Origin of the sequence: Pseudomonas sp. AM14(2022) (genome assembly GCF_036346455.1) — a bacterium.
GTDB lineage: Bacteria > Pseudomonadota > Gammaproteobacteria > Pseudomonadales > Pseudomonadaceae > Aquipseudomonas > Aquipseudomonas putida_A.
The window spans coordinates 322,997-344,881 of the sequence record NZ_JAOTNY010000003.1 but is presented as its reverse complement, the minus strand read 5'-3'; the positions used below and the strand labels follow the sequence as shown (position 1 = coordinate 344,881).

Genomic DNA, 21,885 nt, shown 5'->3' with positions numbered 1-21,885 from the left:
ATGCGCTACCTTTCGATCACCGGTTTTTTTCCCGATGTAGTTCAGGACGACTCTTTGCAGTTCGAGCTGGAGATCACGAGCAGCGAGATGAATGAAAAAATCGCCCTGCTCATAGAGTCCAAGCCTCTTGGTGAGGTTGAACCCGGCGAGTTGCTGTTGAATCAAGATCAGATACCCGCGCTAGAGAACCTTCTGAATGTCAGATTCCCGAAGGGTCTGGAATATTTCATGGGCACCTGTGCCCAGCATTGAGCGAGCGAATTGAAACAAACAAAAAACCCCGACAGTCACCTGATCGGGGTTTTGTTTTACCGCTCGTTCGCGCTTAGTGCGAAACGCGGCTGGTGCCACCGACGGTGGAGATGCGCACGCGCTCACCAACACGGAACACTTCGTTTTCCTGAACCTGTTGCACGTAGGCGCGCATGCTGCCGTCGTCTTCGCGCACGGTGATTTCCACGCCCTGGGTGCGGGTCAGGCCTTCTTCAGTCGCGGAACCGATCAGACCACCGGCCACAGCACCGATGACCGCCGCGACGATGCTGCCCTTGCCGCCACCGATGGCGCTGCCGCCGACACCGCCGACCACTGCGCCTGCAGCGCCGCCGATCGGGGTCTTGGTGCCTTCGATTTTCACCGGACGCAGGGATTCGATGGTGCCCATGCGAATCGTCTGCACACGACGCGCTTCGTCACGGGAGTAGGAGTCACCGGTCAGGCTCGACTGGCAGCCGGTCAGCAACATCGCCATCGTGGAAAAGGAAGCAACCAGCAGAACAGACTTACGCATAGCATCAACTCCAAAAGAACATGTGTTCATTAAACCCCGCTGCTTGACGCCTGTCACGACGCAGCCCGGATAAACTTGATTTTATTCAGGCCCGGTACAGGCACCTGCAAACTCACCCAACAGTAGCGCCAAATCGCTCAATCCGCCCTGCCGACCCAAGGATTTTCATGGATTACCTGATCATTTTCGTCACCACCGTCGCCGGTCTGTACTTCCATTGGTGGCTGTACGTGCGGATCAAACGCTGGATGGATCGTGATCTGGCCCTGTCGCTGGCGGGCAAGGATGAAGACAAACGCGCCTTCATGCTGGAACGACTGGCCGATGCCCGCGTGCAGAAGATCAAGCGTCGGGACCTGCCGAAGTGGCTTGAGGCCGCTGCGGCAGGCTATCCCGCTCGGTAGACTGCTCAGGGCGCCAGACGTTCAAGAATCCAGTTGGCGCCCTGCTGACGGTAGTTCAGGCGATCGTGCAGACGACTTGGACGGCCCTGCCAGAACTCGATGCGCTCCGGCAGCAGGCGGTAACCGCCCCAATGTTCCGGGCAGTCGGGCTGGGTGTCGCTGAAGCGCTGTTCAGTCGCCTTGAGCAGGTCTTCCAGCTCGCCGCGCCCGTTGATCACCCGGCTCTGCGGTGAGGCCCAGGCGCCGAGCCGGCTGCCCAGCGGTCGCACCTGATAATACGCGTCGGACTCTTGCGGCGTGACCTTGACCACCCGCCCTTCGATGCGCACCTGGCGCTCCAGGGTTGGCCAGAAAAATGTCATGGCCGCGAAAGGATTCGCTGCCAGATGCTGGCCCTTGGCGCTGTCGTAGTTGGTGAAAAAGGTGAAGCCCTGCGCGTCCAGGCCCTTGAGCAGCAGAATGCGGCAATGCGGTCGACCGTCCGAATCCACCGTGGCCAGGGTCATGGCGTTGGCTTCCACTGGCGCCTGTTCGGTTTTCACCGCGTCGGCAAACCATTGGTGGAACAGCGCAAAGGGTTCGTCCGGGGCTTGCGCCTCGGTCAGACCGTCCCGGGTGTAATCACGACGCATATCTGCCAGAGCCTGGGTCATGGCGCATTCCTTTTCGTTAGCGGATCACTGCTTGGAAGTATCGCTGGCGGCGACTTTCTTGTCTGTGGTCGCCGCTTTGGCCGGAGCGGTTTTCTTGGCCGGCGTTTTTGCCGGTGCCTTGGTCGCTGCTTTCTTCGCAGGTGCCTTGGCGGCGGCTTTCTTCGCTGGAGCCTTTTTGGTTGCAGGTACGGCGGCCTTCGAAGCAGCCGGCGCCGGGGTGACCGGTTTGGCTGCAGGCTTGACGTCCTGTGCGGCAAGCATCGTGGTCGGTGCCGGCGCCGGCATGTTGTACTTGCTCAGCAGCGCAACCATGGTGTTCTGCGGGGTCACCAGCAGTTCGACGCGACGGTTGAGGGCACGGCCTTCGGCACTGTCGTTGGCCGCACGCGGGGCATCGCCGCCCATGCCACGCAACATCAGGCGATCACGCTGCAAGCCGCTCAGACGGAAGATCGCCGCTACGGACTGGGCGCGCTCCTGGCTGAGTTTGACGTTGGCCGGCGCGGCACCGGTGTTGTCGCTGTGACCAAGCACCAGGACTGCGGTTTTCGGGTCAGCTTCGAGGATTTTCGCGACATTGGTGAACGGGCTGAGGGTCACCGGCAGCAGCATCGCTGGACGTTTCGGGTTGAACGAGCCTTCAACCGGCGCGATCACCACCAGCACGTTGTCACGGCGCTCAAGTTGCAGATTGCTGTCCTTGATCGCTGCACGCAGACGTGGCTCGTAGTCATCCAGCCAGGCTTGGGTGACTTTCGGGTCAGGCATCGGCACCACTTTGGCAGTGGATTGATCCTTGCCGCCGAACGGCCACCACCACTTCGTGCCGGTGTCGGCATCGGCCTTGGCCACTACCGCCGGTTTGGCTTCTGGTTTGACTTCGGGTTTCACCTCGGCTTTGGCCGCCGCATCATCGGAACCGCCGAACGGCCAGTACCAGTGGCTGCTGCTTTCAGTCTTGGCCACCGGTGCGGTCGCGGCAGGTTTGAGCGGCGCCGGGGCTGCGGCAGGAGCCGGGGCTGGGGCCGGCTCTTTGGCCGCCACTTTGTCGGAGGAACCGAACGGCCACCAGCTACCGCCGTCCGCATCGTTTTTAGGAGTCTGTGCACAACCGGTGATCGCAACACACAGGGCCAGGGCGAGAGTTTTTTTGGATGACATTGAAAATCCACAAAGTGAAGTAATGAAAAATCAGAGCTCTTTTGCCCGGATAAACTGACGCTTTGAATCGAAAAACCGGATCTGGTTCCAACTCTGGAACCTCATGTAAAGCTTTACAGACAAGTGGCAAGTACCCGCGCCAGTTGCTGTGCGCGCGGATCCATCAAGACGTACGGCCCAAGGGTATTTGTCACAAAACCGAACGCGACATCGTGCTCGGGATCAGCAAAACCCACCGAACCGCCCGCCCCCGGATGACCGAACGCCCGCGGGCCGAGGCCGTAGGTGGCGTTCGCCATGTCCGGTTGATCGAGCATGCAGCCCAGGCCGAAGCGGGTGCGGGTCAGCAGGGTCTTGTCCTCGCCGTAGCTGTGTTCGCGGGTCAGCTCTTCGAGCATTTCGCTTTCAAGCAGGCTGCCGTCGAGCAAACCGGCGTAGAAACCGGCCAGGCTGCGCGCGTTGCCATGACCGTTGGCGGCCGGCTGCTGCATGCGGCGCCATTCCGGTTTGTTGGTGCTGGTGAGCACCGACGGCGGATTGGTGAAGGCGCGAGTGGTCATGGCGGTCGGTTCGCGCATGGTCACTTGCAACAGGCGCTGGGCCGCGGCATCGCCGACGTTGCCCTTGCCCCGAGCGATGTGCGCCACGCGGTAGAACTCTTCGTCAGCCAGACCGACGTGGAAATCCAGCCCCAGCGGTCTGGCGACGCGGGCGACGATGGACTCGCCCGGCCCACGACCGTCAGCACGGCGCAGCAACTCGCCGACCAGCCAGCCATAAGTGATGGCGGCATAGCCGTGACCGGTGCCCGGCGTCCACCACGGCGCTTCGGCTGCGAGTGCGTCGACCATGGTCTGCCATTCGTAGAGGGCCGCGGGCGCCAGCACCTCGCGCAGGGCCGGCAGACCGGCCTGATGGCAGAGCAGTTGGCGCAGGGTGACGGATTCTTTACCGGCGGCAGCGAATTCCGGCCAGTAGCGGGCAACCGGTGCATCCAGTTGCAGTTTGCCTTCGGCCACCAATTGCAATGCGGTGACCGCGGTAAAGGTCTTGGTGCAGGAAAACAGGTTGGCGATGGTGTCGCTGTGCCAGGCCTCGGTTCCGTCCTTGTCGGCCGTACCGGACCAGAGGTCGAGGACGGTTTCTCCGCCGACCTTGATGCACAGGGCTGCGCCGCGTTCCTGGGGATCGTCGAACAATGCCGCGAAAGCCTCGCGCACTGCCTCGAACTGAAGCTCGTAATGTCCCTGAATCTGCACCCGCAACTCCCCCGCGAAAACGCTCTACAAAGTGGCCCGCATTGTTCCAGCCCTTGACGGATTTGGGAACAGCTGCGGGCCAGACGGTTACTTCCAGATGTTTGCTGAGACGGCTGCCGCCTTCGCGAGCAAGCCCGCTCCCACATTTGATCTCTGCGGCACTGGAGATCAGTGTGGGAGCGGGCTTGCTCGCGAAGAACGATGACGCGGTCTGAACCTTAATGACCATTGCCCGAATGCCCACCGGCATGCCCGCCCCCGGGGCCTTTGCCGGTTTCAGCCTTGCGCCCGCCTTCGGCTTCATGACCGGCGGCGGCCGCTTTCTCAGCCTCCTTGCCCAACTGATCGATCGCCTGCAAATTGCTCTTGCGCACCGCCTCGACAAAGCCCTGATACGGCAGATCGGTAATCCCCACCAGGCCGAAGTGCCCGTTCTCGCCATCGAGCAGACGCCCGGTCACCGGTTGATCCAGATACTGGAACCAGTGCACGCCGACAATCGACGGTTCACTCAATGCCTGTTTGAGGAAGTTGGCATACGCCGGGCCGCGATCTTCTTCCCGCGCCAGCTGCGTCACGCCACCCCAGAACGGGCCACGATCACTGGAGCCGAAGTTGAATTCGGTGATCAGCACCGGTTTGTCGAGCGCGCGCAGAGCGGCGAAGTCATAGCCGTCCTGCGGTTTCAGCGTGTACATGTTGAAACTCAACACGTCGCAATACTGCGCGCAGGACGCAACCGCTTCCGGAGTGCTGGTGGCGAAACGGCCACCGAGCAGCAACTGATTCGGCGCGTGCCACTTCAGCGAATCGGAGATGGTTTTGAAGTAAGTGTCGGCGAACACTTTCTGGAAGTATTTGAAGTCGTTTTCGATTTCCGGGTGCTCCGGATTCGGCATCGGTGGCACGAAACCCGGGTCTTCCATCAATTCCCACGCCGGCAGATCAATGCCCCACGCTTTCGACAGCCCCGCCTGGTTGCGGTACTTGTCGCGCAGTTGCTTGAGGAATGCGCGCTTGGCCGGCACGTCGGTGGTCATTTTCAATGTGCCGTAGGCCAGGGCGTAGCGCGACTGCGGATCGTCGCCGGGGCCGGCCCAGGCCAGTTCGTTGTCGGCGTAGTAGCCGATCAGCCACGGATCATCACGATGATCGCGGGCAGCAATGGCCACGGCACGCTCGGTGGCCATGGCGAAACGCGGGTCGAACGGGTCAGGCATGCCGCCCCACCAATCGCTGCCGGTGCTGATGCTGGTGTAGTCGCCGACGATCGACAGCGGCAAGGTGTACGGCACCCGTTCGGCGTCGGCAAGCGAGTCGGCACTCCAGTTGCCGACGGTGTTGAAACCCCAGGCCTGCAGACGATCGAGGGTGTGCGTGGCCCACTTCTGCTGATCGACCGTGGCCTTGCACGGCGCAGCGACGGGTTGATCGGCAGCCTTTTCAGCAGTCGTCGCTACGGCGTCTGTTTTCGCCGCTGCGGCGACACCGGCCTTCGCCTCGTTTGACTTTGGCACAGGCTCGGCAGCTTTTACTGCGGTTTCTTCAACCGCACCAGCCTTGGCCGCTTCAGCAATTCCGGCCTTGGTATCGCTGTCCGGTTTGCAGGGCTCGCCGTAAACCCGCTGCAGGTTGGCGCCGTAGAAATCGTACCAGCGCCCGTTGCCATAACCACGGCCCTGATCGGCACCGTTGCCGCCACGGTTGTCGCCCTCGCCGAAATGGCTGGCGAGCGGCTCGTCGGCCTTGGGCAGGGATTCGAACATCCACTCACGCCCGGCCACGTAGGTCTGGTTGACCTGCGGGCTGACGGTGTTGACCCCCAGCGAATAGAACGGATGTCCTTCAGGGGTCACCAGATACCAGCGACCGTCACGCTTTTCGGTGCGGAAAAAACCGCTGGCCTTGAACGCCGGGCCTTTATTCCAGCCACCGAACTTGTCCAGCGAGGACTTTTCGCGCTCGGCCAGCCAGGTTTTCAGCTGTTGCTGTTCCTTGGCGGCGGCGGATTTCAGTTGTTCGTCGTTGCTGATTTTTTCCGGCCATTTGCTGCGGGTCGATTGACCGTAGGCGTCCACCAGATTGCCGTAGACGGCCTGGGTCACAGCATCGCCGTCCTGCACGCCGAATCGCTCGAGCAGCAGGCTCTGCGCGGCTTTCGGCTGATCCATCCACAGACTCACCGACACCACCTGGCTGCGATCCAGTTCACCGCTGCTGCTGGCCAGCAGAATTCGCTGGCCATCAACATTCATCGGCATCGGCGGCCCGGCCTTCATGCCCTGGCTCAGCGGCGAGGTCGCCACCAGCGGCACCAAAAGGGTTTGCACCGGGCCGGCCGGCAGGTCGACGCGGCTGGTCAGGGTCTGGCCGTTATTGCTCTGGATTTGCACATAGACCGTCACGGCCCAGTTCATTGCACTCTGCAGACGCAGGCTCATCATGCCCGACTGCGACCAGTCCCAGGCGCCGGTTTGCGGGGTCAGGCGCAGGGTCGGACGGGCTACCGGGTTGAAGGTCACCCGGCGCAGCACTTCACCTTCCGGGGTTTGCTCGGCGTTGGCTTGTGGCAGGTCAGTGTTTTCGGTGACGACTTTCACCACGTCGGCAGGACGGACGAAGTTGAACAGGGTCTGCTGACCCGCAGGCGCCGCCAGTAACGGGGCAGCGAAAATCAAGGCGAATACGGCAGGCAACGAACGGCGAATCATAAGAACGGAGTTCTCCCTAACGACCAACTAAGGCCAATGGAAAAGCATGGCAGAGAGATAGACAGCGCGGCGGGCAAAACTGCCCACCGTTGTCTCAGGATATTTCACGACGGAATGGCGGCAACGCATTGAGGATCGCCTTGCCGTAGCGCTGGGTGACCAGGCGCCGATCGAGCAAGGTGATGGTGCCGCGGTCCTCTTCGGTACGCAGCAGACGCCCGCAGGCCTGAACCAGTTTCAGCGAGGCATCGGGCACCGAGATTTCCATGAACGGATTGCCGCCCCGGGCCTCGATCCACTCCGACAGCGCCGCCTCGACCGGGTCGTCCGGCACCGAGAACGGGATCTTGGCGATCACCACGTGCTCGCAATAGGCACCCGGCAAATCCACGCCTTCGGCGAAACTGGCGAGGCCGAACAGCACGCTGGAATCGCCGCCATCGACCCGCGCCTTGTGCTTGTTCAGGGTTTCCTGTTTCGACAGGTTGCCTTGAATGAACACTTGCTTGCGCCAGTCGCGGTCGAGGCCATCGAACACGTCCTGCATCTGTTTGCGCGAGGAGAACAGCACCAGCGTGCCGCGCGAGCCTTCGACCAGATCCGGCAACTCGCGGATGATCGCCGCGGTGTGAGCCGCGGCGTCGCGTGGGTCGGCCTTCAGATCCGGCACCCGCAGCACACCGGCATCGGCGTGATGGAACGGGCTCGGCACCACGGCGGTGACGGCTTTTTTCGGCAGACCGGCGCGCATGCGGAAACGGTCGAAGGTGCCCAGTGCCGTCAAGGTTGCCGAGGTCACCAGGCAGCCGTAAGCCACGTTCCACAGGCTGCGGCGCAGGGTTTCTGCGGCGAGAATCGGGCTGGCGTTGACCTCGATGTCGAACAGCGAACCGCTTTCGGCCAGCGTCAGCCAGCGCGCCATCGGCGGGCTGTCTTCCGGGTCTTCGGCGGTAAATGCAGTCCACAATTCCCAGTTGCCCGACGCCCGCGACAACAGGCTGCCGAACAGCGGATACCACTCCTCGGCCTGATTGCTGGCGATGCCGATGTTGACCTCGCCGTCCATGCCTTCCTTGAGCAGGTCGGTCAGGCGGGTGAACAGATCGTTGAGCCGCGAATAACCCTTTTTCAGCTCAATGCCCATTTCGCGCATGTGCTCGGGAATCACCCCGCCGACGAAACGATGGCGTGGCCGCTCGCGACCTTCGACGTCTTCGCCGGGCTTGAAATCGGCAATCTGCTCGCACGCGGTGAACATGAACTGCTGCTGGGTCTTGATCTCGCGCGCCAGCTCGGGCACTTGCTCGATCAGCTTGCCGAGATCGCCCGGCAGCGGATGCTGGGCCAACAGTTTGGTGAGGTTCTTCGCGGTGGTTTCCAGCCAGTCGGCAGTGGAACGCAGACGCGTGTAGTGGGCGAAGTGGCCGATGGCCTTGTCCGGGAGGTGATGGCCTTCGTCGAACACGTAAATGGTGTCACGCGGATCCGGTAGTACCGCGCCGCCGCCCAAAGCGAGGTCAGCCAGCACCATGTCGTGGTTGGTGACGATCACGTCGACCTTGCCCATGCCTTCGCGCGCCTTGTAGAAAGCGCACTGGCCGAAGTTCGGGCAGTGACGGTTGGTGCACTGGCTGTGATCGGTGGTCAGGCGCGCCCAGTCGGCGTCTTCCAGCGCGTTGGGCCAGCTGTCGCGGTCGCCGTCCCATTTATTGCCGGCGAGCTTCTCGATCATGCTGGTGAACAGCTTCTGACTCGCCTCGTCGACCTCGATCTTGAAGCCTTCCTCTTCGAACAACTGGGCGGTGGCGGTTTGCGCGTGGCCTTCCTGCAGCAGCATGTCGAGCTTGGACAGGCACATGTAGCGACCACGGCCCTTGGCCAGCGCGAAGCTGAAGTTCAGCCCGCTGTTGCGCATCAGGTCGGGCAAGTCCTTGTAGACGATCTGCTCTTGCAGAGCCACGGTCGCGGTGGCGATCACCAGGCGCTTGCCGGCCAGCTTCGCCGTCGGGATCGCCGCCAGGCTGTAGGCCACGGTCTTGCCGGTACCGGTGCCGGCTTCCACCGCGACAATCGCGGGGTCGCCACTGCGCCGGCCTTCGTCGTCGGTGTCGATATCCCCGAGGACTTTGGCGATTTCAGCGATCATCAGGCGCTGGCCGTAACGCGGCTTGAGGCTCTTGGCTTCAAGAAAACGCGAATAGGCGCCCTGGATCGTGGTTTTGAGTTCAGTGCTGATCATTGATTGTCGGGCGCTAAAAACGCTGGATAAATTTTCAGTGGTTTCGGATGGCGGCTATCATACCCCGCTAATTAATCCCGCGCAGAACGGAGTGCCCCAATGACACCTTTTAGCCTCGTTTATCCGCTGCATGTCCTGTCCGCCCTGGTCTGGGTCGGCGGCATGTTTTTCGCCTGGATGGTCCTGCGTCCGGCGGCTGTAAAGGCTCTCGACGGCCCTGGCCGCCTGACCTTGTGGGTGGAAGTGTTTCAAGGTTTTTTCCGCTGGGTCTGGGTCGCGGTGATCCTGCTGCCGATCAGCGGCGTCGGCATGTTGCACTTGCAGCAGGTCGGTTTCGAGACCGCGCCGAAGTACGTACAGGTGATGATCGGGCTGTATGTGGTAATGACGGCGCTGTTTATCCGGATTCAGGGCTTGATGCTGCCAGAGTTGCGTAAAGCCGTTGAAGCCAAGGAATGGCCAGTGGGTGCGGCGGTGCTGGGGCGGATTCGCCGGGTAGTGGGGATCAATTTGATTGTCGGGTTGGTGCTGGTGGCGATTGCGGCGGCGCGGCCGATGTTCTGACCCACTGACAACTTGGAATTTTTTTGTGGTGAGGGAATTTATCCCCTCACCTCAAATAGTGCTGTTACTCAGAGACGCTGCACAGTCACCGCCCCCGCCGCACCCACCGGCCCAGGCTGACCATCCGCCCCGGCCTTGCCGTTCTTGCCGCCATCGGCGCGATACACCAGGCAGCCCTTGGACTGGCCGCCCTTGCCCGCCTTACCGCCAACACCCGCTGGACCACCGGCGCCGCCCGCAACGTTGACCTTGATCAGCTCGGCCGGGAACTCACGCGGTACTTCGAGACGCACCAGCGCCCCAGGTGCACCCGGCTGGCCGTCACTACCATTGCTGCCGTCAAAACCATGACCGGCCGCGCCCCAGGTGCAGCCCGGATCTTCGCCGTTGCCGCCATCCAGGCCGACGAAACCCGGTGCGCCGGTGCCGCCACGGGCATCGACAAACAGTTTTGGCGCGTTCAGTGCCTTGAACTGCAAATTCAGATTACGCCCGGCACGGGCGGCTTTTTCATAGGTGCCCGGCGCGCCGCGTGCGGTGATCAGGCTGCCTTCGGACAGTTCGGCACGAATGACTTTCATGTCCAGCGCCTGTTCACTCGGGACGATCGCGATGCGCGCTTCATGGCCCAGACGCAATTCACCGACGGTCAGCTCGGTCACATTGGCAGGAATCAGCAAGGTGCCGTAGTCCGCCACGTCCAGGCGTTCCAGCTGCAAGGTGCTGGCGGTGTTGGGCAAACGCATCAGGGAGTTGGTTTCGACGCTGACCACCTGGGCGCAGGCCAGAGGACTGATGAGTGCAGCGAGCAGGCAAAGTTTACGCATGGGAAGAAGCCTCCGGAGCGGCCGGGGCCGGGATGGTTTGCAGGTGAAAAACGCCGAACAGCAGGATGCGCAGACGGTCGCGCCACGGGTTGGGACGCCCTTTGAGGCGCGAGAAAAGCAACTCCAGCACATGCAGCGCCAGCAGCGAGGCACCGGCCAGATTGACCAGCGCATGCAGCGGATGCACAAACGGCAGCAGCAAATTGACCACCACCACGCACCAGAACAGCAGGGTCAGCAAACGCCCCAGCCCCCAGAAAACCTTCATACGCTCCCCCGTGTCGGAATTATTCTTTGGGCGCACAGTAACGGCTTACGCGGGGGATAAGCCAGAGGGGCAAAAGAAAAAACATTTGTCAGTCGTCGGATCGCCGCCGGTTCGACGACGATCGTCGACCGGCAGCTCTAGCCTGCGGACTACAGACAAGTCCTAGCGATTGATATGCAACTCCACCCGACGGTTTTTTGCCCGTCCCTCGTCCATTGCGTTGTCAGCCACCGGCTCGCTCTCGCCGCGCCCTTCACTGGTCAGTTTGTCCGGCGCCAGGCCCTGACTCAGCAGGTACGCCGCCACGCTGCTGGCGCGTCGTTCCGACAGTGCCTGGTTGTAGGCGTCCGAACCTTTGCTGTCGGTATGGCCGATAACCTTGATGCTGACCACGTCGGCGTTGCGCAATTTGTCCATCAGCGTATCGAGCTGGGCCTTGGCGGCCGGGGTCAGATCCGACTTGTCGAAATCGAACAACACATTACCGGCATCGCTGAGGGTGATGACTTCCGATTGCGGCGCAGGTTCGGGAGCTTTTGCAGTGACCGGATATTGCGGCAGCGGACAGCCGCGATGATCGACCGGGGTATTGGCCGGGGTGTCAGGGCAACGGTCGCGGCGGTCGAACACGCCATCGCCGTCTTCATCGCCATCCTGGGCATAACAGATCAGCCCGCCAGTCAGAATCCCCAGCGCCGCACCGCCGCCGGCCCAGCCGCCACTTTCAATGGCGCCAAGACCGCCACCGACCAGCCCGCCGATCAGGCTGCAGATCGGCCACGTACGTTGATTGAGGGGGGCATCGCCATCGCTATGAGTGGCGCAACCGGTGAGCAGGCTGCCCAGCAGCAGCACCGGCAAGACGGACCTTGAGAAAACAGTCATTGTGAAAGCTCCTGTGTCACCGGCCCATACCGGTTACACAGGAGTAAAGACCCGCATCCGCGACTGCACAAGCCGCAGATGCGAGAGGGGCTAGCGGACGATTTTGATTTCGGTACGACGGTTCTGTGCGCGACCGTCAGCGGTTTTGTTATCCGCCACTGGCTGGCTTTCACCCATGCCCGATACCGAAACGAAGCTGGCACGCGGCACACCCTGCTGGATCAGGTATTCCACCACCGAGTGCGCACGACGATCCGACAGTTTTTTGTTGTAGGCATCGCTGCCGACGCTGTCGGTGTGGCCGGTCACGGTCAGTTGCGCCGTGGACGACTCTTGTTTCAGGCGCGTGGCGACTTTATCCAGCACCTGTTTGTCGGAGCCGGTCAGGGTGGCTTTGTCGAACTGGAAGTGCACATCGCGAATGACGATAGTTTCTTCCTTGACCACAACCGCCTCTTCTACCACTGGCGCAGGGGCAGGTGGTGGGCAGCCGTCAGCATCGACCTGCACGCCTTTAGGCGTGTGCGGGCACTTGTCGCGACTGTCCGGCACACCATCGCCGTCTTCGTCGCCATCACCGTGCACCCAGCAATAGGCGGCTGCCGTACCACCGACCACCAGCGCGCCATAACCGGCCCACGCCGAACTTTCCGTCGCGCCGAGACCGGCACCGACTACACCACCGACCGCCGCACAGGTCGGCCAGTCGGTTTTCTGCAAACCTGCGCAACCAGTCAACACACTGGTTAGCAGAATCAAAGGTAATGCTGTCCGAACTATGCTCATCTGGTTTTCTCCTGAGGGATCGGCTTAGAACCGATTCACGGAGTAAAGACCGGAGTTTTAATCTCCGCCAGCAATAGGCCACTGGCATTTGGGACCGTGTTCACAGGGATTCGGCACTTTTGCCGCCCGCGGCAAATCGGGGTCTAGGCCGGATCCGTCTGGCGCGCTAGTCTTGGCGATCTGATTGAGGAGCTTCGATGAACGTCGCCATTTCTTCGCGCACGCCGCAACAGGCGCTGGCTGCTTTACTGGATCGCTATGCCCCGGCGCGTCTGCTGCTGATCGGCGCCAGCGAATTTCCGGCGCTCGCCGCTTTCAAGCAGGCACATCCGGACACCTGCGTGGCCCACGCCGCACCCGGTGCATTGCCCGCCGAACTGGCGGCGCGGCGCTTCGACCTGGCGCTGGTGGTCGATTGCCTGGAGCACCTGCCCAAGCGTGACGGCTTGAATCTGCTGGGCGGGATTCGCAACCTCAACGCCAGTCGCATTGCAGTGCTGGCGGATCTGCCGGCCAGCGGCTGGCAGGAAACCGATTTCTACTCGCTGGCGCTGCAGGCCAGTGAACGCTTCCAGCGTGACGATCAGGTACTGACCCTGTTCACCTATGATCTGCTTGACTACAAACAAGTCCCCGACTGGCTCAACTCGCGATTCTGGGCCAATCCGGAAAACTTCGGCAAATACTGGTGGTAATGCAATGAGTACAGCCATTTGCCCGTGCGGCAGCGGCAATCTGCTGGAGGCCTGCTGCGGCCACTATCACGAAGGCCACCCGGCGCCGTGCGCCGAAGCGCTGATGCGTTCACGCTACAGCGCCTACGTGCTTGGACTGATCGATTATCTGGTGGCCACCACCCTGCCCGCCCAGCAGGCCGGTCTGGATCGCCAGTCGATCAGCGCCTGGAGCGCGCAGAGCACCTGGCTCGGCCTTGACGTCGAAAGCTCGGAAGTGTTCGGCGGCCAGCCCGAGCATGCCTTCGTCACCTTTACCGCGCGCTGGCACGACAGCCAGGGCGAACACAGCCACCGCGAGCGCTCCTCGTTCGTGCAAAACGCCGGGCGCTGGTACTTCATCGACCCGACCGTGCAGTTGAAGCTGGGGCGCAATGACGCGTGCCCGTGTGCCAGCGGGCAGAAGTTCAAGAAGTGCTGTGCGGGGTATTTCGGCGCATAAAGGGAAGTGCCGACTAGACTGGGGCACAAAGGGAGTTTTTTCGATGCTCGGTCACTGTCGCACACTGCATGGCTTGTTATTGATGCTGATCCTGAACCTCGGCGGTTGCGCCTCATGGTTCAGCGACGACAGCGTCGACCCCGCCGTGCACCTGGTAAAAGTCGAGGTGGTGCGGGCCAAGCTGCTTGAACAGAAATTCATCCTGCACTTTCGCATCGACAACCCCAACGACAGCGACCTGACCGTGCGCGGCATGGAATATCGCATTCATCTGGCAGACCTGTTGCTGGCCGAAGGCGAGCATGAACACTGGATCACGGTAGGACCGAAAAGCAGCGCGTTCTATCGGATACCGATCCGCACCAACCTGTGGCCGCGGGTCAAGGACGTGGTGAAAATGCTGAAAAGTCAGCACCAGCAGGTGCCCTATCGATTGCAGGGCGAGATGGAAACCGGTTTATTCATCGCCCACTACGTGCACCTGGAGCGCAATGGCGTGATAATCCCCGCCGATTTAATTCCGGAGCACAACCGATGACTCAGCAACCTCATGTCCATGGCCCTGACTGCAACCACGATCATGACCATCATCACGATCACGACCATGGCCATGTCCACGGCCCGAACTGCGGCCACGCCCACCAGGAACCGGTGCGCAACGCCCTGAAAGACGTCGGCCGCAACGACCCTTGCCCATGCGGCAACGGCAAGAAATTCAAGAAGTGCCACGGCGCTTGATGTTTCAGGTGAAGATATTCTTCGCCTGACACATTGCCTTCGCGAGCAAGCCCGCTCCCACAGTTGACCGCGTTCCCGCTGACTGAACGCAGTCGACTGTGGGAGCGGGCTTGCTCGCGAATGGGCCGGCACATTCACCCCAAACTGTTCAGACAGCCGCCAGAATCTGCTTCGCACTGACCACCGTCGCATACTCCCCGTGCACATTCCCCAGCGACATCCCGTGCACTTCTTCGGCTGAACGCGATGTGCCGAAATAATCGGCCTTGTCGAAGGTGAAACACGCATCCTCCGCCACCCAGGTCTCGAACCCCAGATTGCCCGCCGTGCGCGCTGTGGATTCCACCGAGTTGTTGGTCGCTACACCAACAATTATCAATTGCCCGATCCCCGCCTCACGCAGCTGCGCTTCCAGCCCCGTGGCACAAAACGCATCCGGTACCTGTTTCTGGATCAGCCATTCACCGTCCTGCGGCATGAATCGCTGCTGAAATTCCCCCCCTGACTGCCCGGGCCAGAACACCGAATCCGGTTCACGCGACAGATGCTGCACATGAATCACCGGCCGCCCGCTACTGCGCCACGCCCTCAGTAAATCGAGCATGCGTTCTTCGGCCTGTGGATTATTCCGACTACCCAGTCGCGGCTGCAGAATGCCTTGTTGCTGGTCGATGATGATCAGTGCAGCGTTGGCCTTGAGCTCCATGGCGTCTTCTCACGAGAGTCATTTGATTCCCGCACTTCATCACCCACCCTGCAAATAAGCAAGCCATCAGACAATCATCGATCAATGGCAAGAAATAACCACTCGCCCCGCTTGCGCGGCCATCTCCTGCTCACTAACGTAGCGGCTTTATTGCGCCCCCAGCCTCTACACCCCCGCAGGAGCTTTGCCATGGCCTCGCCAGCCCTTACACATCTTCTACCCCGGTTCGGCGTTGCCGCAGCAGTGACCGGTGTCTTGAGCCTGTCCGGTTGCCAGACCTGGAACGCGCAGGACACCGTTCCTCCCACCTCCGGCGTGCAACCGCTCAAGGGTCTGGCACAGAACGTCTCGGTACGACGCAATGCCATGGGCATGCCGTTGATCGAAAGCAACAGCTTCCACGACGCGCTGTTCACCCTCGGTTACGTGCATGCCAGCGACCGCATCAACCAAATGGTCACCCTGCGCCTGCTGGCCCAGGGCCGACTGGCGGAAATGTCCGGCGCCTCGATGCTCGACGCCGACCGCTACATGCGCGCGGTCAACCTGAAGAAAAGCGCCGACGAGCTGTACAAGGCCTCGTCGCCACGCCTCAAGCGTTTCTTCGAAGTCTATGCGCGGGGCGTCAACGCCTACCTGTTCCGCTACGCCGACAAACTGCCGGGCGATCTCGCCGCCAGTGGCTACAAGCCGGAATACTGGAAACCGGAGGATTCGGCGCTGATCTTTGCGCTGTTGAACTTCAGCCAGTCGGCCAACCTGCCGGAAGAGATTTCCTCGCTGGTGCTGGCGCAAACCGTGAGCAGCGACAAACTCGCCTGGCTGACCCCTTCCGCACCGGATGAAAACCTGCCACTGGCCGAAGCCGACAAGCTGCAAGGCCTCAAGCTCAGCGGGCAGATCCCGGGCCTGACCGAGCTGAGCAACGCCAGCCAACAATTGGCGGCGGTGAATCTGCTGGGCGCCAGCACCTCGAACAACTGGGCCATCGCCCCGCAACGCAGCCGCAGCGGCAAGAGCATTCTCGCCAGTGACAGCCACGGCCCACTGGCGGCACCGTCGCTGTGGACCTTCGTGCAGATCCGCGCGCCGAAATATCAGGCCGCCGGTGTCACCGTTGCCGGTTTGCCGATGATCCTCGGAGGCTTCAACGGCAAAGTCGCGTGGAGCGCCACCAGCGTGCTCGGCGACAATCAGGACCTGTTCCTGGAAAAAATCCGCCGTCAGGGCAACAGCCTGACCTATGAGGTCAATGGCAAATGGCAGCCGCTGGGCGTGCGCAACGAAACCTATTTCGTCAAAGGCCAGCGACCAATTCGCGAAGCGGTGTACGAAACCCGCCACGGCGCGCTGCTCAACAGTGCTCAGGCCGTACAGGGCAACGGTTTTGGCCTGGCCCTGCAAACCCCGAGCTTCACCGACGACAAATCGCTGGACGCATTTTTCGACCTGACCCGTGCGCAGAACGTTGAACGCGCGTCAGACGCCAGCCGCGAAATCCGCGCCATCGCCCTGAACATGGTATTCGCCGACGCCAGCAACATCGGCTGGCAGGTCACCGGGCGTTTCCCCAACCGGCGCGAAGGCGAAGGCCTGCTGCCATCGCCGGGCTGGGAAGGTCGCTACGACTGGGACGGTTACGCCGACCCGATGCTCCACCCGTACGATCAGGACCCGACCCAAGGCTGGCTCGGCACCGCCAACCAGCGGGTCATTCCTCACGGCTACGGCATGCAGTTGTCCAACTCGTGGGCGGCGCCGGAGCGCGGTGAGCGCTTGGCGGAACTGGCCAACAGCGGCAAACAGGACGGTCGCAGCGTGATCGCCATGCAGTACGACCAGACCACGACGTTTGCCGCCAAACTGAAGAAAATGTTTGAAGCGCCGGGCATGAAGCAGCCGCTGAAACAGGCGATCGACGCCCTGCCGGAAGCCGATCGCAGCAAGGCGCGCGAGGCCTTCACCCGGTTGATGGCGTTCGACGGCAAGCTCAACCCGACCTCGGCGGATGCGGCGATCTATGAACTGTTCCTGCAAGAAAGCATGAAGCAGATCTTCCTCGATGAGCTCGGCCCGGAGTCGAGCCCGGCGTGGAAAGCCTTTGTTGCCAATGGCGACTTGTCCTACGCGGCGCAGGCCGATCACCTGCTCGGGCGCGAAGACAGCCCGTTCTGGGATGACTTGCGTACACCGCAGAAAGAAGACAAAGCCGTGATTCTGGCGCGCAGTCTGGCCGCCGCGATCAACGCTGGCGACAGTCAGTTGGGCGGCGACCGCAAGGCCTGGCAGTGGGGCAAACTGCACAGCTACACGTGGAAAAACGCCAATGGCCAGACCGTTCGCGGCCCGCTGGCAGCCGGCGGCGATCACACCACGCTCAATACCGCGGCGTTTGCCTGGGGTCAGGACTTCAGCACCACGCGTGCGCCGTCGATGCGTTTCATCGTCGATTTCAGCCAGGCTGAGCCGCTGATGGGCCAGAACGGCACCGGCCAGTCCGGCAACCCGGCCAGCCCAAGCTACCTCAACGGCATCGATGCGTGGCTCAAGGGTCAGTACATCGGCTTGCCGATGCAGCCGCAGAACTTTGACCGGGTGTATGGCAAGACGCGTTTGACCCTGACCCCCGGCAAATAAACGCAGTTCCCTTGTGGGAGCGAGCCGGCTCGCGAAGACGGAGACACAGTCAGAATAGATGTGTCAGTTAAACCGCTTTCGCGAGCAGGCTCGCTCCCACATTGGTTTTGTAGCGACTCTAAAATAATCGATAGAACTTCCGGACTCGCGCCAACCTCATAGCTAACAAGCCCCCCATTCTGGTAACGACATGGACCTTGTTATCGCCCGCCCCGAAGGTTTGTATTGCCCTGCCGGGGATTTCTACATTGATCCGTGGCGCCCGGTCGAGCGCTCGGTGATCACCCATGCCCACGGCGATCACGCCCGTAACGGCAATCAGCACTACCTTGCCAGCAGCGCCAGCGAAGGGATTTTGCGTGCGCGTCTGGGTCAGGACATCAACCTGCAAACCCTCGCCTACGGCCAGCGGCTCACCCATCACGGCGTGACCTTGAGTTTCCATCCCGCCGGGCATGTGCTCGGTTCGGCCCAGGTGCGTCTGGAATACGGCGGCGAAGTCTGGGTCGCATCGGGAGATTACAAGATCGAACCCGACGGCACCTGTGCGCCGTTCGAACCGGTGCGCTGCCACACTTTCATCACCGAATCGACTTTCGGCCTGCCGATCTACCGCTGGCAACCACAGGCGCAGGTGTTCAGCGAGATCAACCAGTGGTGGCAGGCGAACATCGCGGCGGGCAAGGCCAGCGTGTTGTTCTGTTATTCATTCGGCAAGGCTCAGCGGATTCTGCACGGCATCGACGCCAGCCTCGGCCCGATCCTCAGTCACGGTGCCGTCGAACCGCTGAACCGGGTCTACCGCGAGGCCGGCGTGTACCTGCCGCCGACGATCTACGCCGGCGACATCAAAAAATCCGACCCGATCATGCGTCAGGCGCTGGTGATCGCCCCGCCCTCGGCCGGTGGCAGCACTTGGATGCGCCGTTTCGGCGACTTCAGCGACGCCTTTGCCAGCGGCTGGATGCGCCTGCGCGGCACCCGCCGGCGGCGCGGTGTGGATCGCGGTTTCGTGCTGTCGGATCACGCCGACTGGCCGGGCCTGCTCTGGGCCATCGAACAGACCGGCGCCGAACGGGTGATGGTCACACACGGCTCGATCGGTGTGCTGGTCCGGCATCTGCGCGAACAAGGCCTGGACGCGCAGGGTTTCAACACCGAATACGGCGACGATGAAGAGGAGAACATTGGCGCCGAGCCGGTTATCGCCGAGGTGCAAGCATGAAAGCCTTCGCCGAGCTGTACGCCGAACTCGACGCCACCACGTCAAGCAATGCCAAACTGGCGGCGATGCAAACCTACTTCGCTCAAGCAGCACCACAGGACGCGGCATGGGCGGTGTACTTTCTGTCCGGTGGACGCCCGCGGCAACTGGTGCCGGTGCGCATCCTGCGCGAACTGGCGGTGGAAGTCTCGGGACTGCAACCATGGCTGTTCGAGGAAAGTTATCAATCCGTTGGCGATCTGGCGGAAACCATTTCCCTGGTGCTGCCGGAAAATTCGCACAGCTCCGAGGCCGGCCTTGCCGAATGGATTGAAGACAAGCTGCTGCCACTGCGCGGTGAAACCCCGGAGTACCTCGCCCGCCACCTGCCAGCGCTGTGGGCGCAACTGGATCGGCCGAGCCTGATGCTGTGCATCAAGCTGATCACCGGCAGTTTCCGCGTCGGCGTGTCGAAACTGCTGGTCACCCGCGCTCTGGCGTCGATGGCCGGCCTCGACAGCAAACGCGTGGCGCAGCGTCTGGTGGGTTACACCGACCTGTCGAACCGGCCGAACGCGGCCAGCTACCTGAAACTGATCGCGCCGGAGTCCGCCGACGAACATGCGCAACGTGGCGGCCAGCCCTACCCGTTTTTCCTCGCGCATGCCTTGTCCCAACCGGTCGAGGAATTTGAAGGGCTGCTGGGGCCGGCGAGCAACTGGCAGGTGGAATGGAAGTGGGATGGCATCCGCGCGCAGGTGGTCAAGCGCGAGGGTCGGCTGTGGGTCTGGTCGCGGGGTGAAGAGCTGGTGACCGAACGCTTCCCCGAATTCGATACCTTGATCCACTCGTTACCCGACGGCACGGTGATCGACGGCGAAATCGTGGTCTGGAAAAGCACCCATCCGAGCACCGCAGACGCCTTCGATCCGCAATCGAGCGCGCCGCCGGCGGTGCAACCGTTCGCGCTGCTGCAGCAACGCATCGGGCGCAAAACCCTCGACAAGAAAATCCTCGAAGAAGTGCCGGTGGTGGTGCTCGCCTACGACTTGCTGGAGTGGCAGGGCGAAGACTGGCGCAACCGTCCGCAGGCCGAACGACGCGCGCAACTGGAGCAGGTCATCGCTCACGGTAATAACCCGGTGTTACTGGCCTCGCCGATTCTGACCGGCAGCGACTGGTTCGATCTCGCCCAGCAGCGCGAAGCCTCACGGCGCCTCGGTGTCGAGGGCATGATGCTCAAGGCCCGCGACGCCCTGTATGGCGTAGGCCGGACCAAGGACATGGGCGTATGGTGGAAGTGGAAGGTCGATCCATTCAGCGTCGATGCGGTGTTGATCTATGCCCAGCGCGGACATGGCCGGCGCGCCAGTCTGTACAGTGATTACACCTTCGCCGTGTGGGACGGCCCGCCCGAGTCCAGCCAACGAGCGCTGGTGCCGTTCGCCAAGGCCTATTCGGGGCTGACCGACGAGGAAATGCGCCAGGTCGACAGCATCGTGCGCAAGACCACCGTGGAAAAGTTCGGCCCGGTCAGCAGCGTCAAGCCGAGTCTGGTGTTCGAACTGGGTTTCGAAGGCATCGCCCTATCGCGGCGGCACAAGAGCGGCATCGCCGTGCGTTTTCCAAGGATGCTGCGCTGGCGGCAGGACAAGACGGTGGATGAGGCCGATAGTCTGGCAACGTTGCAGGATTTGCTGGCCTGACCCGGTTTCCGGGGACACCGATCACATTTAACTGGATGAACGCCCTGTGGCGAGGGAGCTTGCTCCCGCTCGACTGCGCAGCAGTCGCAAAACGATGGTCTATTTGAAAAATCCAGGGGAGTGCTTCGCCCTCCAGCGGGAGCAAGCTCCCTCGCCACAACGGCTCATCCCAGCACCTAAAAATGCGTGCATCGACCCAAGTTGGTGCAGCCTTCAACAGCCGCCCATTCCCGTGCACCAATCCCTCTCCCTCCTCCCTCCCCCAACCTTTTAAAACACTTGTTCGGGACTCTGGTTCGGAAATTGCTACTTTCTATAGGTCGTACGCGTTCCAGTAACAATAATTCTGCGCCACAAGCGCTCATATTGGTTCTTAGGGATTGAATAATGAAAAAAGCATTGCTGACCCTTTCTGCACTGGCGTTGTGCATGGCTGCCGGCTCCGCGCTGGCCAAGGAATACAAAGAGCTGCGTTTTGGCGTTGATCCTTCCTACGCACCGTTCGAGTCGAAAGCGGCCGACGGCAGCCTGGTGGGCTTCGACATCGACCTGGGCAACGCAATCTGCGCCGAGCTGAAGGTCAAGTGCAAATGGGTTGAAAGTGACTTCGACGGCATGATTCCGGGCCTCAACGCCAACAAATTCGACGGTGTGATCTCGTCGATGACCGTGACCCCGGCCCGTGAAAAGGCGATCGACTTCTCCAGCGAGCTGTTCTCCGGCCCGACTTCCTACGTGTTCAAGAAGGGCTCCGGCCTGAGCGATGACGTCGCTTCCCTCAAGGGCAAGTCCGTCGGTTACGAGCAAGGCACCATCCAGGAAGCCTACGCCAAGGCCGTATTGGAGAAGGCCGGGGTAAAAATCCAGGCTTACGCCAACCAGGATCAGGTCTACGCCGACCTGAAAAACGGCCGCCTCGACGCCTCGATCCAGGACATGCTGCAAGCCGAACTGGGCTTTTTGAAGTCGCCGGATGGCGCCAACTACGAAGTCAGCAAGCCGGTCGACAGCGAATTGCTGCCAGCCAAAACCGCTGTCGGTATTAAGAAAGGTAACAAAGAGCTGAAGGCGCTTTTAGATAAAGGTATCAAAGCGTTACACGATGACGGCAAATACGCCGAGATTCAAAAGAAACACTTTGGCGATCTGAATCTGTACAGCGGTAAATAAT

22 protein-coding genes are annotated in these 21,885 nt (G+C 61.6%); 11 read left to right on the top strand and 11 right to left on the bottom strand.

All coding sequences use genetic code 11. The features are described from left to right. Window positions 1–252: a pyocin S6 family toxin immunity protein gene (locus tag V3W27_RS08405; RefSeq protein WP_041070597.1), complete on the top strand. Its 252-nt coding sequence runs from the start codon at window positions 1–3 to the stop codon at window positions 250–252. A 73-nt stretch (window positions 253–325) separates the two neighbouring features. Here V3W27_RS08405 and V3W27_RS08400 read toward each other — a convergent pair whose 3' ends face one another. Next, window positions 326–790, bottom strand: coding sequence for a glycine zipper 2TM domain-containing protein (locus V3W27_RS08400; protein WP_007969461.1), 465 nt, complete (start codon window positions 788–790; stop codon window positions 326–328). 167 nt (window positions 791–957) lie between these two features. Between V3W27_RS08400 and V3W27_RS08395 the strand changes: the two genes are divergently transcribed. After that, a complete protein-coding gene (locus V3W27_RS08395) occupies window positions 958–1,194 on the top strand; it encodes a hypothetical protein (RefSeq protein ID WP_096797521.1) in 237 nt (78 codons plus the stop codon). Window positions 1,195–1,199: 5 nt separating this feature from the next. Here the strand turns inward: V3W27_RS08395 and pdxH are convergent, their stop codons facing one another. The 5 genes from pdxH to dinG all read right to left on the bottom strand — a co-directional run bounded on the left by pdxH (window position 1,200) and on the right by dinG (window position 9,217). Continuing rightward, window positions 1,200–1,847 (bottom strand): pyridoxamine 5'-phosphate oxidase, encoded by a 648-nt coding sequence (gene pdxH, locus V3W27_RS08390; protein ID WP_330206371.1) that lies wholly within the window; start codon window positions 1,845–1,847, stop codon window positions 1,200–1,202. Between the two features lie 24 nt (window positions 1,848–1,871). Then, window positions 1,872–3,008, bottom strand: a complete 1,137-nt coding sequence (locus V3W27_RS08385; RefSeq protein WP_330206370.1) for an OmpA family protein — start codon at window positions 3,006–3,008, stop codon at window positions 1,872–1,874. Between the two features lie 113 nt (window positions 3,009–3,121). Beyond that, window positions 3,122–4,267, bottom strand: a complete 1,146-nt coding sequence (locus tag V3W27_RS08380) for a serine hydrolase domain-containing protein (RefSeq protein WP_330206369.1) — start codon at window positions 4,265–4,267, stop codon at window positions 3,122–3,124. A 218-nt stretch (window positions 4,268–4,485) separates the two neighbouring features. Beyond that, window positions 4,486–6,978, bottom strand: coding sequence for a beta-galactosidase (locus V3W27_RS08375; RefSeq protein ID WP_330206368.1), 2,493 nt, complete (start codon window positions 6,976–6,978; stop codon window positions 4,486–4,488). 94 nt (window positions 6,979–7,072) lie between these two features. Next, window positions 7,073–9,217, bottom strand: coding sequence for an ATP-dependent DNA helicase DinG (gene dinG / locus V3W27_RS08370; protein WP_003222341.1), 2,145 nt, complete (start codon window positions 9,215–9,217; stop codon window positions 7,073–7,075). Window positions 9,218–9,316: 99 nt separating this feature from the next. Between dinG and V3W27_RS08365 the strand changes: the two genes are divergently transcribed. Beyond that, window positions 9,317–9,781 carry a CopD family protein gene (locus V3W27_RS08365; RefSeq protein ID WP_330206367.1) on the top strand — a complete coding sequence of 155 codons (465 nt, stop codon included), beginning with the start codon at window positions 9,317–9,319 and terminating at the stop codon, window positions 9,779–9,781. Between the two features lie 68 nt (window positions 9,782–9,849). On the opposite strand, the gene V3W27_RS08360 is transcribed toward V3W27_RS08365, so the two are convergent. The 4 genes from V3W27_RS08360 to V3W27_RS08345 all read right to left on the bottom strand — a co-directional run bounded on the left by V3W27_RS08360 (window position 9,850) and on the right by V3W27_RS08345 (window position 12,547). Beyond that, the gene (locus V3W27_RS08360) at window positions 9,850–10,608 is read right to left on the bottom strand and encodes a hypothetical protein (protein WP_098967549.1); all 759 of its coding nucleotides are present in this window, start codon (window positions 10,606–10,608) and stop codon (window positions 9,850–9,852) included. Beyond that, window positions 10,601–10,876 carry a DUF1145 domain-containing protein gene (locus tag V3W27_RS08355; protein WP_027614360.1) on the bottom strand — a complete coding sequence of 92 codons (276 nt, stop codon included), beginning with the start codon at window positions 10,874–10,876 and terminating at the stop codon, window positions 10,601–10,603. The genes V3W27_RS08360 and V3W27_RS08355 overlap by 8 nt, the downstream gene beginning before the upstream one ends. A gap of 162 nt (window positions 10,877–11,038) precedes the next feature. Then, window positions 11,039–11,761 carry an OmpA family protein gene (locus V3W27_RS08350; protein ID WP_183781498.1) on the bottom strand — a complete coding sequence of 241 codons (723 nt, stop codon included), beginning with the start codon at window positions 11,759–11,761 and terminating at the stop codon, window positions 11,039–11,041. Between the two features lie 90 nt (window positions 11,762–11,851). Further along, window positions 11,852–12,547: an OmpA family protein gene (locus V3W27_RS08345; RefSeq protein WP_098967546.1), complete on the bottom strand. Its 696-nt coding sequence runs from the start codon at window positions 12,545–12,547 to the stop codon at window positions 11,852–11,854. A gap of 197 nt (window positions 12,548–12,744) precedes the next feature. Between V3W27_RS08345 and V3W27_RS08340 the strand changes: the two genes are divergently transcribed. From V3W27_RS08340 to V3W27_RS08325, 4 genes are read left to right on the top strand one after another with little or no spacing between them, the layout of a single operon-like run. Continuing rightward, the gene (locus tag V3W27_RS08340) at window positions 12,745–13,242 is read left to right on the top strand and encodes a DUF6231 family protein (protein WP_027614357.1); all 498 of its coding nucleotides are present in this window, start codon (window positions 12,745–12,747) and stop codon (window positions 13,240–13,242) included. A gap of 4 nt (window positions 13,243–13,246) precedes the next feature. Continuing rightward, window positions 13,247–13,723: a YchJ family protein gene (locus V3W27_RS08335; protein ID WP_103369633.1), complete on the top strand. Its 477-nt coding sequence runs from the start codon at window positions 13,247–13,249 to the stop codon at window positions 13,721–13,723. Between the two features lie 43 nt (window positions 13,724–13,766). After that, window positions 13,767–14,261 carry an LEA type 2 family protein gene (locus V3W27_RS08330; RefSeq protein WP_027614355.1) on the top strand — a complete coding sequence of 165 codons (495 nt, stop codon included), beginning with the start codon at window positions 13,767–13,769 and terminating at the stop codon, window positions 14,259–14,261. Beyond that, window positions 14,258–14,461: an SEC-C metal-binding domain-containing protein gene (locus V3W27_RS08325; protein ID WP_003198420.1), complete on the top strand. Its 204-nt coding sequence runs from the start codon at window positions 14,258–14,260 to the stop codon at window positions 14,459–14,461. Before V3W27_RS08330 ends, V3W27_RS08325 begins: the two co-directional genes overlap by 4 nt. 148 nt (window positions 14,462–14,609) lie before the next feature. On the opposite strand, the gene V3W27_RS08320 is transcribed toward V3W27_RS08325, so the two are convergent. Further along, a complete protein-coding gene (locus V3W27_RS08320) occupies window positions 14,610–15,167 on the bottom strand; it encodes a cysteine hydrolase family protein (RefSeq protein WP_330206366.1) in 558 nt (185 codons plus the stop codon). A 189-nt stretch (window positions 15,168–15,356) separates the two neighbouring features. On the opposite strand from V3W27_RS08320, the gene V3W27_RS08315 reads away from it, so the two are divergent. The 4 genes from V3W27_RS08315 (at window position 15,357) to V3W27_RS08300 (ending at window position 21,884) form a co-directional block, all read left to right on the top strand. After that, on the top strand, window positions 15,357–17,804 hold the full coding sequence (locus V3W27_RS08315) for a penicillin acylase family protein (protein WP_330206365.1): 2,448 nt from the start codon (window positions 15,357–15,359) through the stop codon (window positions 17,802–17,804). A gap of 190 nt (window positions 17,805–17,994) precedes the next feature. Next, window positions 17,995–19,029: a ligase-associated DNA damage response exonuclease gene (locus tag V3W27_RS08310; RefSeq protein ID WP_098967542.1), complete on the top strand. Its 1,035-nt coding sequence runs from the start codon at window positions 17,995–17,997 to the stop codon at window positions 19,027–19,029. Then, window positions 19,026–20,714: an ATP-dependent DNA ligase gene (locus V3W27_RS08305; RefSeq protein WP_330206364.1), complete on the top strand. Its 1,689-nt coding sequence runs from the start codon at window positions 19,026–19,028 to the stop codon at window positions 20,712–20,714. The genes V3W27_RS08310 and V3W27_RS08305 overlap by 4 nt, the downstream gene beginning before the upstream one ends. Window positions 20,715–21,101: 387 nt before the next feature. Beyond that, a complete protein-coding gene (locus V3W27_RS08300; RefSeq protein ID WP_003222321.1) occupies window positions 21,102–21,884 on the top strand; it encodes a transporter substrate-binding domain-containing protein in 783 nt (260 codons plus the stop codon). Window position 21,885 lies beyond the last annotated feature (1 nt).